The organism is Rhodococcus sp. C3V, assembly GCF_029269915.1.
Classification (GTDB): domain Bacteria; phylum Actinomycetota; class Actinomycetes; order Mycobacteriales; family Mycobacteriaceae; genus Rhodococcus_F; species Rhodococcus_F qingshengii.
This window is the reverse complement of record NZ_JARJBE010000004.1, coordinates 516,972-531,629: the sequence shown is the minus strand read 5'-3', so window position 1 is coordinate 531,629 and position 14,658 is coordinate 516,972. Positions and strand designations below refer to the sequence as shown.

Here is a 14,658-nt window from a genome sequence, read left to right as displayed (position 1 = left end):
GTTTATACCTTCCACCTGTGACTTCCGTGGAATTCCCCTGCTTGTTCGCCGTAGAATGGAAGTTCCTTCGCTGTCACCGTGGAAGAAGATCCGACATGAACCATCAACGTCATGACGGCCCACACCCGGAGTACACCTGCCATATCGTGAACCCGAGTACCGATCGCGTCCGAACCCGCCACGTCGTTCTCGGCATCGGCCCAGGTGCTACCAGCAAGAATGTACTCAGCTACGCACTGACGCTTGCCGCCAAGGAGGATTCAGCACTCCACGTCGTTCACTGCATCACGTCCGAGGACCTACCTGTCGAAACCGACTCACCAGAATTCGAAACGCGTCTGCACGACGAGATGGCGTCCCAACGTGAGCAGACAACCTCGACACTTGCCTCGCACACGGACACCTGGACCTACGACTGCACCTACGGCGACCCGGCCGGTGTCATCCTCGCGACCGCGGACAAGTACGACGCCTTCACCATCGTGATCGGCTCACCGCGAAAAGGCGCTGCCTCCGCGGTGAGCCGACTGATACACAGCTCGGTCTCTTCCCGACTGAACCGGCAGAACCGCTATCCCGTGATATCGGTTCCGACCGGAGTCAGCTCGGCAAGATAGCCGAACGCGGGACAAGCCCGCCTAGACGATCGAATAGTCCTCGAGCGGAAAGCGTTTCGCTTCGACGAACGCATTCCGTGTCGACGTGGGCCGCAGAATCGCAGCCTCGCCGTGCTGATTGAAGTAATAGCTTCGTGCAGTCTGGCAACTACCGCCGTAGAAGACGGAGTCCGCCAGGTTCTCGGTCATCCGGTCGAGGAACTCGGCGTTGGCAGTTTCGGTGACCTCGAATGTTTCGGCGCCGCGCCGTTTCACCTCGCCGAACAGTCGATCCATGTGCTGCATCTGGGATTCGATCGTCGTGAAGTAGGACAACCCGCTGTACGAGTACGGACTGGCGAGCGTGAGGAAATTGGGGAAATACGGAACCGCGACCCCTTCGTAGGCCTGGAAACGGTTGTCGCGCCACCACTTACCGAGGTTTCGTCCCTCGCGACCGATAACCTCGATGGCTGGAAAATTCACATCCCAGAGGTTGAATCCCGTTGCCAGCACCAAGGTGTCGATCTCGGTCTTGCGACCGTCGGCGGTGACGATTCCGTCGGCAGCGATGTGGTCGATCGGCGTCGTTTCGAGATGCACGTTGTCCTTGGTGAACGTACGGAAGTAGCTGTTGGAAAATGTGGGACGCTTGCACCCGAAGTCGTAGTCCGGTGTGAGTTGTTTGCGAAGGCTGGCGTCGCTGACCTGGGACCGCAGAAACGCACGTGATGCGGCCGCCGCACCCTTGTTCAACAGTTTGACCTGCTTGTAGTGCAGGACCGCGCTGACCATGATCATTTCGAGGATCGACGAACTGACAGCGCGGGCGATTCGCTGGGTGAGCGGAATGCGCGAGAACAGCTTCTGCACTGCATTCGGAATGGGGACGTCGATCTTGGGAACGACCCAGATCGGGGTGCGCTGGTAGACGGTCAACTCTGCGGCCTGCCGCGCCACCTCGGGGATCAACTGCACAGCGGTGGCGCCGGTTCCGATGATTGCGGTCTTGGTGCCGGACAGATCGTAGGAATCGTCCCAGGCCGTGGTGTGGATGATCTTGCCGGCAAAGTCGTCGATACCGGAGATGTCGGGCCGATGCGGTTGCGAGAGGAAACCCGTCGCAGTCAGGAGGTACTTGGCAGTGATATCCGGCGCGGCTTCGACGGATACGACCCAGTGCGAGGAATCCTCGTCCCAGCGGGCTCCGTTGACCACGGCACCGAACGTCATGTGCTTCCGCAGATCGTACTTGTCCGCGACGTGATCGGCGTACTTCTTCAGTTCCGCGCCCGGTGCGAAAAGCCTGGACCAGTTCGGATTGGGCTCGAACGAATACGAGTAGGTGACCGACGCGATGTCGACAGCCAGACCGGGATAGCGGTTGACGTGCCAGGTTCCACCCAGATCGTCCTCGCGCTCGAGGATCGCCAGGTTGTTCAGGCCCAGCCGCTTGAGTTGAATGGCCGCACCCATTCCGCCGAAGCCCGCCCCCACTACTACTGCGTCGTACTGCACTGCCATCGGAGAATCCCTCTCGTGAACTGCACATCAGAAAAACTGCACATCAGAAACTGACACGTCATTCCGTTATTGAGAACGGTATCATTCCTGATGTGACGAAGGCCATGACCAGAGCGGAACGAAAAAAGGCGGAATTGCGCCGCGAGATCATCGACGCATCATTCGAGTGCTTCGCCCAGCGCGGCTATCACGCAACCGGAATTGCCGACATCGCAACAACTCTCGGAATCGGCCATGGGACCTTCTACCGGTACTTCGAGAACAAGCGCGACATCATCGATCACGTCATCGACGACCTCGTCGCAAAGATCATCAGCGCACTGGCCACCGAGAATGCTCCCGACGCCGCCAGCACACTGGACGAGTACCGCGCCCAGGTGGGACGGATCGCCGAGGCGCTCCCCCGCATCTTCTTCGACGACCCCCGCATCCCGCGGGTTCTGCTGTTCGAGACGACGGGCGTCGACGCCGATCTGACGGGCCGGATGCTCGATCTACTCGACCAGTCGGCATCGTTGACCGCGGCGTACCTCCACCACGGAGTCGAATGCGGCTATCTGCGCGCCGACCTCGATGTCGACAACACTGCCCACGCCGTCAACGGCATGATGCTGGCAAGTGCGATTCAAGGATTGCGAGCCGGTTCGTCCGTCGACTGCACGGCGTTGAACCAAGCCATCAGCCGCCTCATGTTCGACGGAATCCGCGCCGAGAACGCCTAGCGAACGACGATTCCCTCGGCACGCATCGCATCCTTGACCTGCGGGATGCTCAGATCGCCGAAATGGAAGACACTTGCGGCGAGAACTGCGTCCGCGCCCGCTTCGACAGCCGGGGCGAAGTGCTCGACCAGGCCGGCACCGCCACTGGCGATCACCGGTACGTGGACCGCTGCACGGACAGCGCGGATCATCAGAAGGTCGAAGCCGGCCTTGGTGCCGTCGGCATCCATCGAGTTGAGCAGGATCTCCCCCACTCCCAACTCTGCACCACGCTCGGCCCACTCGACAGCGTCGATCCCGGTGCCGCGCTTGCCCCCGTGCGTGGTGACCTCCCACCCCGACGGTGTGTCCGGCTGCCCTTGGGGAACGGTGCGGGCATCGACCGAGAGGACGATGCACTGCGAGCCGAATCGCTCACTCAGTTCCTTCAGCAGTTCCGGGCGCGCAATCGCCGCGGTGTTGACGCTGACCTTGTCGGCACCGGCACGCAGCAGACGATCGACATCCGCGACCGTGCGCACTCCACCGCCGACGGTCAGAGGAATGAAAACCTGCTCGGCAGTGCGACTTACGACGTCGAGCATCGTGCCGCGATCCGACGTGGAGGCGGTCACGTCCAGGAAGGTCAGTTCGTCGGCGCCCTGAGCGTCGTACGCTGCCGCGAGTTCCACCGGATCTCCGGCGTCGCGAAGATTCTCGAAATTGACACCCTTGACCACTCGCCCGGCGTCGACGTCGAGGCACGGAATCACACGAACTGCGAGGGTCATGACTGTGGTCCTCCTGAGGACGAAGCGCGCGGATCACCGAGCGCGTTGAGGATATCGAGAATCTCACCGTGGATGCCCGGAGCGGCAGCGAGCACCGACTCCGATTCTACGGTCCACGGGCGGCCGGCCAGGTCGGTGACCACCCCGCCCGCACCGCGAACGAGCGCGACCCCGGCCGCGTTGTCCCACGCGTTGCGGCCGTAGACGATCGCACCGCCCAGGATGCCGGCCGCGGTGAAGGCCAGATCGACTCCGGTTGAACCGTGAATCCGGATCCGCGAGGACACCTTGCTGATCTCGGCGAGGAGGTCGAGACGGAAACTGCCGGGGATCCGCCCTCGACTGTTGACGTTGAGCGCACCCAAGCCGACGATCGACGACGCCAGATCGGTTGGCTCCAGCGGCGGTACGGCGATTCCATTGACCAACAACGGACCGCCGGCGCGAGTCGCGTACGTGTGACCGATCAATGGAAGCCAGGTCAATCCGAGCACCGGGACACCGTCGTCGAGAAGCGCCAACAGCGTTCCGGCAGTGGGCAATCCGGCCGAGTAGTTGAAAGTACCGTCAACGGGGTCGAGAACCCAGACGAGCCCGGAACCGACGTCGGGACCGCCGAATTCCTCGCCGTGCACCTCGATGCCGGTCTGCTCGAACAACTCCGCGGTCAACCGCTTCTCGAGCGCAAGATCTACCTCGGTGGCAAAATCACCCCAGCCCTTGCGGACCGCACTCGGGGCGCCGACACCGGAGACGAACTGATCGTGGACGCCGTCGAGAAGCCGACCCGCAATCGCGAGAAGTTCGTCGAGGTCACGCGTCGGAGTCATCTGGAAAATCTATCCGGAAACTGCTGCCAGCGCTTCGGGGAGAGTGAAGCGACCGGCATACAATGCCTTGCCCACGATCGCGCCCTCGACACCCTGATCAACCAGGCTGGAAATGGCGAGTAGATCCTCGATGGTCGACACACCACCGGAGGCGACGACGTGCGCGTCGGTGACCGCGCAGACCTGGCTGAGAAGTTCGAGATTGGGACCGGTCAGGGTGCCGTCCTTGGAGACGTCGGTGACGACGTAACGAGTGCAGCCGTCACGGTCCAGACGCGCGAGGGTCTCCCACAGATCGCCGCCGTCGGTGACCCAGCCGCGACCACGGGTGCGGTACTGACCGTCGACGAGACGAACGTCGAGGCCGACAGCGATCTTGTCGCCGTACTTGGCCAATGCACGCGCACACCACTCGGGATCCTCGATAGCGGCAGTACCGAGATTCACGCGAGCACAGCCGGTGGCCAGTGCGGCTTCCAGGGAAGCGTCGTCGCGGATTCCACCGGACAGTTCCACCTTGACCGTCAGGTCGCCGATGACGCCGGCCAACAGTTCGCTGTTGGACCCACGCCCGAAAGCAGCGTCGAGGTCGACAAGATGCACCCATTCGGCACCGTCGTTCTGCCACGCAAGAGCAGCGTCGCGGGGCGACCCGTAACCGGTCTCACTTCCCGCCTCTCCTTGCACGAGGCGAACAGCTTCACCGTTGACGACATCTACAGCAGGCAAAAGGACCAGGCTCACGTGCGGTAACCCTAGTAGGTCAGGACCTCGAACCGTCTTCCGGGTCACCGAACGCTTTTCGGGTCATCCGCTTGGATACGACGCCCATTGCCGCAATCGCAGCGACGACCCCCACGAGACCGATCACGAGGCCGACGCCCGGCGATGGTTTGAGAACAACGATGACGACAGTTGCGACCGCCAGCGCAGCCACAGCGGCGCCGAGCGAGAACAACGCCAGACGGGCGAGGGAGAAATCGTCACCGCGGTTCGGTCCGGATCCCCCGGTCACAAACTCTGCACCCAGTTGCTCAGCAACTCGGCGCCTGCGTCACCGGATTTCTCGGGGTGGAACTGCGTTGCCGACAACGCACCGTTCTCGACGGCAGCGAGGAACTTTCCGCCGTGATCGGCCCATGTCAGCTTCGGGGGTGCAATGTGCTCGGACGGCGCGAGCTCCCAACTCTGCACACCGTAGGAGTGGACGAAGTAGAAGCGGGTATCGGCGTCTATGCCCTTGAACAGCGTGCTGGACTCCGGAGCCTCCACTGTGTTCCAGCCCATGTGCGGCAGGACCTCTGCTTGCAGCCTCTCCACGGTGCCGGGCCATTCGCCACAGCCCTCCGCCTCGACACCGAATTCGACTCCCCGGTCGAACAGAATCTGCATGCCGACGCAGATGCCCAGCACCGGTCGGCCACCAGCCAGGCGTCTGCCGATGATTCGGTCACCCTGCACTGCACGCAGACCTTCCATGCAGGCCGCGAACGCGCCGACGCCGGGCACCACGAGACCGTCGGCCGCCAGTGCAACCTTCATGTCGTTGGTCACCTCCACCTGCGCCCCGGTGCGCGCCAGTGCGCGAGTAGCCGAATGCAGGTTGCCGGAGCCGTAATCGAGTACAGCAATCGTGGAAGCGCTCATGCCCCAACTCTATCGGGCAACCCTGCTGCCGATCACTTTGCCGCCCGCGGCCAGTGCCGGGAGCAGAGCGACAACGACCGCAGAGACCGCGAAGACCCACGCATAGCCGGCAGTCGTGGCCACGAATCCCAACGCCAGTGCACCGATTCCGGTGCCGGCGTCGTAGCCGATGTTCCAGATCGCGCTGGCGGATCCGAGTTGCCTCGGGCCGGCAGCCTGAAACGCCATGACCAAGGACTCGTTCTGCACCGCCCCGAACCCCAGCCCGAAAAGGACCGCCGCGCAGAACAAGACCGGCGTCGACCCGCCGTCGACGTTGATCGCGAACAGCACCAATCCGATGGTCGACGACGCCAATGCCGGCGCGAGTGTCCGACCACTGCCGAGACGATCGGCGATCAGGCCCGCCGAGTACCGGCCGACCAACATCGACCCACTGGCGGTCGCCAACACCACTCCAGCAACGGCCGCACGCTCCGAGATTGCGATCGGCAGTAGAGACGACAATCCGCCGAACGAGGCGGACACACACGCCAGAGCGAGCACCGGAACCAAGACGGCGAACACACTCAGTCGAACGGATTCCCCGGTCGGCTGGGCGAAGATCTTCGGCAACCCGGCAATGGCCACCAGCGCGAGCGCCGGGATCAGCGCACCGAGGACGAACACCGGTGTCGCCGACCACCGTTCCATGATCGCAAGCCCCAGCGGAAGCCCCGCCATTTGTGACGCTGCGATTGCGATTCCCTGAGCACCGGTGGCACGGCCCAGAATTCGTTTGGGCGCCAACTCCGCCACCAGTGCACTGCCGGCCACCGTCAGCATGCCGAAACCGATGCCACGCACCGCGGAAACCGCCAGGACAGGGCCGGCGTCGGCCGAGATCAACAGCACCAACGACGGTGGGCCGAGGAGCAGACACCCGACCGCCAGCACGCGCCGGTAGCCCTGCGTCCGCAACAACCGAGGCACGAGCAGTTGCGTCAAGACCGTGGCCGCCATGAAGACACCGGTCACCGATCCGGCAAGCGCATCCGATCCGCCGGACTGCGCAACCAGCAACGGCACCACCGGCAACAGCAACGACCAGCCACCGAAAGCTGCTGCCGCCATGATCAGGACACCGATCATGCCCGGTGTGCGAAGCAACCCCGGCGATGGAGCAGGATCTTGCGTCTCAGATACAGTCACTTTTCGCGTCTCAGACACAGTCACTTTTCGCGTCACAGACGCAGTGCGCCCGCTACCGCCGCCAGAACCGCCAACGCCAGAAGGATTCCCGACGCAAGCTTGTTGACCTTGAACATCGAGTAGGCGCCGCCCACGGCAATACCCGCGCCGATGAACAGCAAGTAGGTGAAGAGGACGCTCACAGTGTGCCCTTCGTCGACGGCACGCCACTCACGCGCGGATCCGGCTCGACCGCCTCACGCAGAGCGCGCGCAACGGCCTTGTACTCGGCTTCGGTGATGTGATGCTGATCGCGGCCGTACAGAACCCGAACGTGCAGTGCGATACGTGCATTCAATGCGATCGACTCGAACACGTGGCGGTTGATCACCGCGTGATACGGAACGCCCGGGTACCCGCCGATGACGGAATGCACCATGTAGTCGGGCTCACCGGTGTGCACGCAGTAAGGGCGACCGGAGACGTCGACCGACGCGTGCGCCAGCGTTTCGTCCATCGGGATGAAAGCGTCGCCGAAACGACGGATGCCCTTCTTGTCGCCGAGTGCCTGGCCGAGCGCCTGGCCGAAGACGATCGCGGTGTCCTCGACGGTGTGGTGAGCGTCGATCTCGACGTCGCCCTTCGCCTTGACGTCGAGATCGAAGCTGGCGTGAGTACCCAACGCGTTGAGCATGTGGTCGAAGAACGGAACGCCGGTGGAGACGTCGACGATGCCGGTCCCGTCCAGATTCAGTTCGACGACGATGCTTGATTCCCGAGTTGTTCGTTCGATCCGCGCGATGCGATCGCTCATGCCGTCTCTCCTGAATTCGTGTCGACCAGCTGGGTGCCTGCGATTTCGTCACTGGCCTTGATGAACGCGTCGTTCTCGGATTCGAGTCCCACGGTGGCCCGCAGATATCCGGGGATGCCGATGTCGCGGATGAGAACCCCGCGGTCGAGGTATTCCTTCCACGCCTGTGCACTGTCGGTGAACTGACCGAACAAGATGAAGTTCGCGTCACTGGGAATCACTCGGAAACCGGTGTCCGCCAGCGCCTTCGACACTCGATCGCGCTCGGCGGACAAGGCGTGCACACTGCCGAGGGTCTCGTCGGCGTGACGCAGGGCGGCACGTGCCGCCGCTTGCGTGACCACCGAGAGGTGATACGGCAAGCGCACCAACAACAGTGCGTCGATGAACGCGGGAGCGGCGGCGAGGTAGCCGAGTCGGCCACCGGCAAACGCGAAAGCCTTGCTCATGGTGCGGGTCACAACCAGCTTGGCCGGGAACTCGTCGATCAGCGTCATCGCGCTGGGGGCAGCGGAGAACTCCGCGTACGCCTCGTCGACGATCACGATGCCCGGCGCCACGTCGAGGATCCGTCGCAGTTCCGCAATGCCGACGCTGTGTCCGGTCGGGTTGTTGGGGCTGGTCACGAACACGACGTCGGGTCGACGTTCCGCAATCACGGTGACGGCAGCATCCACGTCGAGTGCGAAGTCGTCCCGACGGAAGACCTCGACCCACTCGGTATCGGTACCGTCGGCGATGATCGGGTGCATCGAGTACGAAGGCACAAAACCCATCGCGCTACGTCCCGGACCTGCGAACGCCTGAAGAAGTTGCTGCAGAATCTCGTTCGATCCGTTTGCCGCCCACAGATTGTCGACGGTGACCGGTACACCTGTCTGCTTCGCCAGGTACGCCGCCAGATCCGTCCGCAACGCCACAGCGTCACGGTCGGGGTAGCGGTGCAGTTCCTTCGCGGCTTCGCGCACGGATTCGGCCACATCGTCGATGAGCGCCTGGGTCGGCGGATGCGGGTTCTCGTTCGTGTTGAGCTGAACCGGAACCGTCAACTGCGGTGCGCCGTACGCCGACTTTCCACGCAGGTTCTCGCGAATCGGAAGGGCGTCGACCGAAATCGACTCTCCAGGAGCACTACTCATCGCAGAGCCTCGAATCGCAGACGCACAGCCTCGCCGTGAGCCGGCAGATCCTCCGCATTGGCCAGCGTGATGACATGTCCGGCAACGTCTTTCAGTGCAGACTCGGAGTAGTCGATCACGTGGATTCCACGAAGGAACGTCTGCACACTCAGACCGGAGGAGTGGCGTGCACACCCGGCCGTCGGCAGAACGTGGTTGGAGCCGGCGCAGTAGTCGCCGAGACTGACCGGCGCCCACGGGCCGACGAACACGGCACCAGCGCTGGTGACCTGAGCTGCCACCCCGGTTGCATCCTCGGTCTGGATCTCGAGGTGCTCTGCCGCATACGCATTGACGACGCGCAGACCAGCGGAAACATCAGAAACGAGCACCGTGCCCGACTGGCTACCGGTCAGTGCCGTGGTGACGCGCTCGCGGTGCTTGGTGATCTCGAGCTGCGCAGCCAGAGCCTTGTCGACCGCGTCGGCCAAGTCGACGCTGCTCGTGACAAGAACGCTGGCGGCCATCACGTCGTGCTCGGCCTGGCTGATGAGATCGGCGGCAACGTGGACCGGGTCAGCGGTGTGGTCGGCGAGGATCGCGATCTCGGTGGGACCGGCTTCCGCGTCGATGCCGACCAGTCCGCGGCACAGACGCTTGGCGGCAGTGACGTAGATGTTGCCGGGACCGGTGATGAGGTCGACCGGGACAAGCTCGGTTCCATCGGTGTCGGTTCCGCCGTAGGTAAGGAGGGCGACGCCCTGCCCGCCGCCGACGGCCCACACCTCGTCGACGCCGAGCATGGCTGCGGCGGCAAGAATGGTCGGGTGCGGCAATCCGCCGAAGTCGGCTTGGGGCGGCGAGGCGACAACAAGCGATCCGACGCCGGCCGTCTGAGCCGGCACGACGTTCATGACAACGCTGGACGGGTACACGGCATTGCCGCCGGGCACGTACAGCCCGACGCGCTCGACCGGAACCCAACGCTCGGTGACCGTGCCACCCGGAACGACCTCGGTGACGGTGTCCTTGCGACGCTGATCGGCGTGCACCTTGCGGGTGCGCTCGATCGCAACCTCGAGGGCTTCCTTGACTGCGGGGTCGAGTTCACGAAGTGCGCGCTCGAGCTCGGCTGCGGGTACACGAACCGAAGCCGGACGAACGCCGTCGAACTTCTCGCCGAATTCGAGGGCGGCTTCTGCCCCGCGATCACGGACGGCTTCGACCATCGGGCGAACCTGATGCAGTACCGCGTCCACATCCACTCCACCTCGGGGAAGCGCGGCGCGAAGTTCGGCCGTGGATGGAGTACGACCACGCAGGTCGGTGCGGGCAAGCATGAGAGTTCCTCTCGTACGCAAACGGGGTGCCTGTGCAAGCGGCAGCAAACCGGTCCGGCATCACAGGCCCTGAACAGCGCGCCTGAAACACAGAACTGATGTCAATTATCCAGGATAGGCGCACCCCGTTTTTCACCGGTCCACCTGCAACGCTCACTGCAGGTCCGGCGCCCGCCGCCGGGCGAGTTCGATCAGCTCGTCCCGTCGAGGTGTTGCCACCGAGATTTCACGGCCGTCATGCAGACGAAAGCGGACCCCGTCGCCGGGAGATGCGAGAATTACCCGCAAACCTGGGCCGGTCATTCGATAACCGATTCCGGAGCCCATCCCGATATGTACTGCAGTGGCAGACACAACTTCGTCCCACCTAAATACCTGACGCAGCCCCGGAGACAGCGCGATCGACACTCGTTCGACGTCTGTGGTGATGATCACGCGCACCTTCCACATGTACGCGGCCAACCCGAAGGACAGGACCGCGGACAACACGGCGCCGACGTAGCCTGCCGAGTCGCGATCCACGATCGCCGCGAACCCGCAGACAATTACCAGGACAATTCCGAGGACGACGCAGAATGCGACCGTCGAACGGCGCAGGAGTGGGCTCAACGAAATGGACTCGTGAACTTCGTGCACAGCACCCCCGCCTCGATCGCCGACAACCCCCACACCGTGGAACGGCACCGGGAACACGACCATCCCATTACTCGCGCTTTTATAACAAACACGTCACGCACAGCTAGGGTCCAAAGTCGTGACAGACAGTGACGTGGCCACGACCGCACCTCCGGCCTTGCCGACCCCTCAGCGATCCAGCGGACCGAACCGAGCACGGATCGTTGCGATTGTCGCATCCATCCTCGGCATAGTTTTGTGCGGCTCGATACCGTTCCTGCCGATCGAACAGGACACCGCCGCCGTCAACTGGCCGCAGGCCGGGTCGACGACAAGCGTCGAGGCGCCATTGGTCTCGTACACACCGTTGCGCATGGAGGCATCGATTCCGTGCGCGTCGATCAGTGAGTTGGCCGCCACCGGAGGAACGCTCGTCTCGACTGCTCCCCCGGGTGCCGCCGATGCGCGCCGCTACGGATTTGTTGCCACTGTCTCCCCCGAATCCGCCGACGCTCCCGCTCGGGTCGACGTTGTCCTGCGCGATCGAGTGTTGCTCTCGACACCCGTCGCTGATCTGCCGAGTGGATGCGCACTCACGCTCGCCGCCGAGCCGACCCGAACCACCTTCAGTGCCACCGGTTCCGAACCGCGCGTCATCGAGGGCGACAGCCGGCCACAGGTAGTCGGCGTCTTCAGCGACCTCGATTCGGCGGCAGCCGGTTTGAACGTCTCGATCGAGGCGGACTCACGCTTCACGTCGAGCCCGTCGGTGATCAAGACTCTCGCCATGATTCTCGGTGCACTCACGGCTGTCGTGTCCCTCTTCGCGCTGCACCGCCTCGACAACCGCGACGGCCGGGGCACACGCAAATTTCTGCCCGCCCGATGGTGGAAGTTCACCGTCCTCGACGGCGTCGTTGTCGGAACGCTGGTGCTGTGGCACTTCATCGGCGCTACCACCACCGACGACGGCTACCAGTTCACGATGGCAAGAGCCTCCGAGCAATCGGGCTACATGTCCAACTACTTCCGGTGGTTCGCGGTCCCCGAAACCCCGTTCGGAACGCCGTATTACAACATCCTCGGACTCCTGGCCCACGTCAGCACCGCAAGCCCCTGGGTCCGTCTGCCTGCTCTGTTGGCAGGCATCATCACCTGGCTCGTCATCAGCCGGGAGGTTGCGCCTCGGCTGGGCGCCGCCATTCGCGGAAATCGACTCGCCCTCTGGACCGGCGCGCTTGTCTTCCTCGCATTCTGGCTTCCGTTCAACAACGGACTGCGCCCCGAACCGATCGTTGCCCTCGGCGTGCTGCTGACCTGGTGCTCGATCGAACGCGCCGTCGCGACGAGACGACTTCTGCCGGTCGCAGTCGCGATCCTGATCGCCGGATTCACCTTGACTGCCGGCCCTTCCGGCCTCATCTGCTTTGCCGCACTCATCGCCGGAATACGCCCGATCATGCGCATCATCATCGAACGTGCGCGCACCACCGGTTACGTCGCGGCTGTCGGGCCACTGCTAGCTGCCGGACTCTCGATTCTCATCCCCGCGTTCGGCGATCAAAGTCTGGCCGCCGTCATCGAGATGCAACGCGTCCACTCGATCTCACCGAATCAGCCCTGGTTCGACGAGTACCTCCGCTATCAGTACCTCTTCAACATCTCCGTCGACGGTTCCCTGACCCGCAGATTCGGTGTGTTCGTCATGGTTCTGTGCCTTGGCGTCTGCACCGCGATGATGCTGCGCAAGGGCGGCCGGATTCCCGGTTTGGCCGCCGGCCCGTCACGCCGCGTCGTGGGGCTGACGATCGGCGCACTGCCACTGCTGATGTTCTCGCCGACCAAGTGGACGCACCACTTCGGAATCTTTGCCGGACTCACCGCCGTTCTGGCGATGATGACGGCCGTCGCCGTGGGAACGAAACTCCTGCGCTCGCCGCGCAATCGGGCCCTCTTCGCGGCGGCCGTCCTGTTCCTCCTCGCGGTGGCATTCACCGGCAGCAACAGCTACTACTACGTGTCCAGCTACAGCGTTCCGTGGTGGGACAAGCCTGTGTCCATCAGCGGACTCGGCGCGAGCACCGTCCTCCTCGGGCTGACGGTGCTGATGCTCGGCGTCGCCGCGTGGTACTTCTTCCGTGAGCCGTACACCGCGGGGAAGGAACCGTCCGCGAAGCACGCTCGACTGCTTGCCATCTCGCCACTGACGGTTGCCGCAGGTGCCATGGTCCTCTTCGAGGTGCTGTCCATGGCCAAGGGCGCGGTCACCCAGTACCCGGCCTATTCGGTGGGCCGTGCAAACGTCGACGCCGTTCTCGGCCGACATTGCGGTCTCGCCAACGACGTTCTGCTCGAGACCGATCCGAACGCCTCGATGCTGACGCCCCTCTCGGGCAGCGTCGCCACAGGACTGTCCGCCGGTGGGGCTACGGGATTCGATCCGAATGGCGTCGCCTCCGACCTTCGAGCAGACAAGGAAGCCACGGCTACCGGCGGCGCGAACACCGTCGACACCTCCGAGGACACCGCCGGCAACTCGGCCGGAACCGGCGGTGGCGCCGGACAGACCGGAGTCAACGGCAGTTCGGTCGCGTTGCCGTTCGGTCTCGACCCGGCGACAACACCCGTCATGGGTAGTTACGGTCAGCCCTCCCCCGGCACTCTGACCAGTGACTGGTACCAACTCCCCGACGTGGGCGAGAACGCCACACGTGGCGACATCATCTCGATTGCCGCGGCTGGTCGTGTTCGGTCCGTCGACAAGGACGGAATCGTCACCTACGGCCAGAACGTCGAGGTCGAGTACGGCACAGCGCGTGGCGTCGACGATGCCGAAACAGACGCTGTCGAAACACTCGGAAAGATCGCGCCCCTCGACATCGGCCCGGCGCCGTCATGGCGGAACCTGCGTGTGCCGTTGGATCAGATTCCCGTCGAAGCCAACAGCATTCGACTGGTCGTCAGCGACTACGACAGCAAGCCCGACCAATGGGTGGCCGTCACCCCGCCGCGGGTTCCGAAGACCCAGAAGCTCAACGACGTCGTCGGTTCACAGGCGCCCGTCATGCTGGATTGGGCTGTCGGACTGGCATTCCCATGCCAACGCCCCTTCGATCATCGGGTCGGTATCGCCGAGGTCCCCGAGTATCGGATCCTTCCCGACCATTCCGGCGCGCTCGTGACCAGTGCCTGGCAGGACCACTACGGCGGTGGACCGTTGGGGTGGATCGATCTGCTCCTGACCGCGCAGACCATTCCGTCGTATCTCGACAACGACTGGGCTCGCGACTGGGGTTCGATCGAGAAGTACACACCGATCGATCCGAGTGCAGTACCTGCCCAGGTCGACGAAACGACCGTTCAGCGCTCCGGGACGTGGAACCCGGGATCGATGACCATGGTTTTCTGAGCGAATTTCTGAGCGGCTGGGTCACTGAGTGACACGGTCCAGCCGCGGGCGGATCGGACGAAACGCCTGCGACTGGACACTTGTATGACTTAGTCTCCCAGGC

Annotated in this window: 15 protein-coding genes; 3 read left to right on the top strand and 12 right to left on the bottom strand. The window is 63.7% G+C overall.

Annotated elements, in window-relative coordinates:
* The first annotated feature begins 95 nt into the window (after window positions 1–95).
* The gene (locus tag P3G66_RS14815) at window positions 96–617 is read left to right on the top strand and encodes a universal stress protein (protein ID WP_054825211.1); all 522 of its coding nucleotides are present in this window, start codon (window positions 96–98) and stop codon (window positions 615–617) included.
* Window positions 618–638: 21 nt separating this feature from the next.
* Here P3G66_RS14815 and P3G66_RS14810 read toward each other — a convergent pair whose 3' ends face one another.
* Window positions 639–2,120, bottom strand: a complete 1,482-nt coding sequence (locus P3G66_RS14810) for an NAD(P)/FAD-dependent oxidoreductase (protein WP_054825210.1) — start codon at window positions 2,118–2,120, stop codon at window positions 639–641.
* 92 nt (window positions 2,121–2,212) lie between these two features.
* Between P3G66_RS14810 and P3G66_RS14805 the strand changes: the two genes are divergently transcribed.
* Window positions 2,213–2,842, top strand: coding sequence for a TetR/AcrR family transcriptional regulator (locus P3G66_RS14805; RefSeq protein ID WP_037126827.1), 630 nt, complete (start codon window positions 2,213–2,215; stop codon window positions 2,840–2,842).
* Here the strand turns inward: P3G66_RS14805 and hisF are convergent.
* The 11 genes from hisF to P3G66_RS14750 form a co-directional block, all read right to left on the bottom strand.
* Window positions 2,839–3,612, bottom strand: a complete 774-nt coding sequence (hisF, locus tag P3G66_RS14800; RefSeq protein ID WP_095969965.1) for an imidazole glycerol phosphate synthase subunit HisF — start codon at window positions 3,610–3,612, stop codon at window positions 2,839–2,841. The two genes, P3G66_RS14805 and hisF, sit on opposite strands and share 4 nt — an antisense overlap.
* Window positions 3,609–4,442, bottom strand: coding sequence for an inositol monophosphatase family protein (locus tag P3G66_RS14795; protein WP_003942414.1), 834 nt, complete (start codon window positions 4,440–4,442; stop codon window positions 3,609–3,611). The genes hisF and P3G66_RS14795 overlap by 4 nt, the downstream gene beginning before the upstream one ends.
* A 9-nt stretch (window positions 4,443–4,451) precedes the next feature.
* Window positions 4,452–5,186 (bottom strand): bifunctional 1-(5-phosphoribosyl)-5-((5-phosphoribosylamino)methylideneamino)imidazole-4-carboxamide isomerase/phosphoribosylanthranilate isomerase PriA, encoded by a 735-nt coding sequence (priA, locus tag P3G66_RS14790; protein WP_003942371.1) that lies wholly within the window; start codon window positions 5,184–5,186, stop codon window positions 4,452–4,454.
* 19 nt (window positions 5,187–5,205) lie between these two features.
* The gene (locus tag P3G66_RS14785; RefSeq protein WP_042449550.1) at window positions 5,206–5,457 is read right to left on the bottom strand and encodes a hypothetical protein; all 252 of its coding nucleotides are present in this window, start codon (window positions 5,455–5,457) and stop codon (window positions 5,206–5,208) included.
* Window positions 5,454–6,089, bottom strand: a complete 636-nt coding sequence (gene hisH, locus P3G66_RS14780) for an imidazole glycerol phosphate synthase subunit HisH (RefSeq protein ID WP_003942389.1) — start codon at window positions 6,087–6,089, stop codon at window positions 5,454–5,456. Before hisH ends, P3G66_RS14785 begins: the two co-directional genes overlap by 4 nt.
* A gap of 9 nt (window positions 6,090–6,098) precedes the next feature.
* On the bottom strand, window positions 6,099–7,220 hold the full coding sequence (locus P3G66_RS14775) for an MFS transporter (protein WP_042923080.1): 1,122 nt from the start codon (window positions 7,218–7,220) through the stop codon (window positions 6,099–6,101).
* A 92-nt stretch (window positions 7,221–7,312) separates the two neighbouring features.
* Window positions 7,313–7,462, bottom strand: coding sequence for a hypothetical protein (locus P3G66_RS14770; protein ID WP_007732248.1), 150 nt, complete (start codon window positions 7,460–7,462; stop codon window positions 7,313–7,315).
* Entirely contained in the window at window positions 7,459–8,073 is a 615-nt protein-coding gene (gene hisB, locus P3G66_RS14765; RefSeq protein WP_003942383.1) for an imidazoleglycerol-phosphate dehydratase HisB, read from the bottom strand. Before hisB ends, P3G66_RS14770 begins: the two co-directional genes overlap by 4 nt.
* Window positions 8,070–9,212, bottom strand: coding sequence for a histidinol-phosphate transaminase (locus tag P3G66_RS14760; protein WP_003942385.1), 1,143 nt, complete (start codon window positions 9,210–9,212; stop codon window positions 8,070–8,072). The genes hisB and P3G66_RS14760 overlap by 4 nt, the downstream gene beginning before the upstream one ends.
* Entirely contained in the window at window positions 9,209–10,531 is a 1,323-nt protein-coding gene (hisD, locus tag P3G66_RS14755; protein ID WP_276116762.1) for a histidinol dehydrogenase, read from the bottom strand. Before hisD ends, P3G66_RS14760 begins: the two co-directional genes overlap by 4 nt.
* A 153-nt stretch (window positions 10,532–10,684) precedes the next feature.
* Window positions 10,685–11,230 carry a hypothetical protein gene (locus P3G66_RS14750; RefSeq protein ID WP_276116761.1) on the bottom strand — a complete coding sequence of 182 codons (546 nt, stop codon included), beginning with the start codon at window positions 11,228–11,230 and terminating at the stop codon, window positions 10,685–10,687.
* A gap of 70 nt (window positions 11,231–11,300) precedes the next feature.
* On the opposite strand from P3G66_RS14750, the gene P3G66_RS14745 reads away from it, so the two are divergent.
* Window positions 11,301–14,555: an arabinosyltransferase domain-containing protein gene (locus P3G66_RS14745; RefSeq protein ID WP_276116773.1), complete on the top strand. Its 3,255-nt coding sequence runs from the start codon at window positions 11,301–11,303 to the stop codon at window positions 14,553–14,555.
* Window positions 14,556–14,658: the final 103 nt, after the last annotated feature.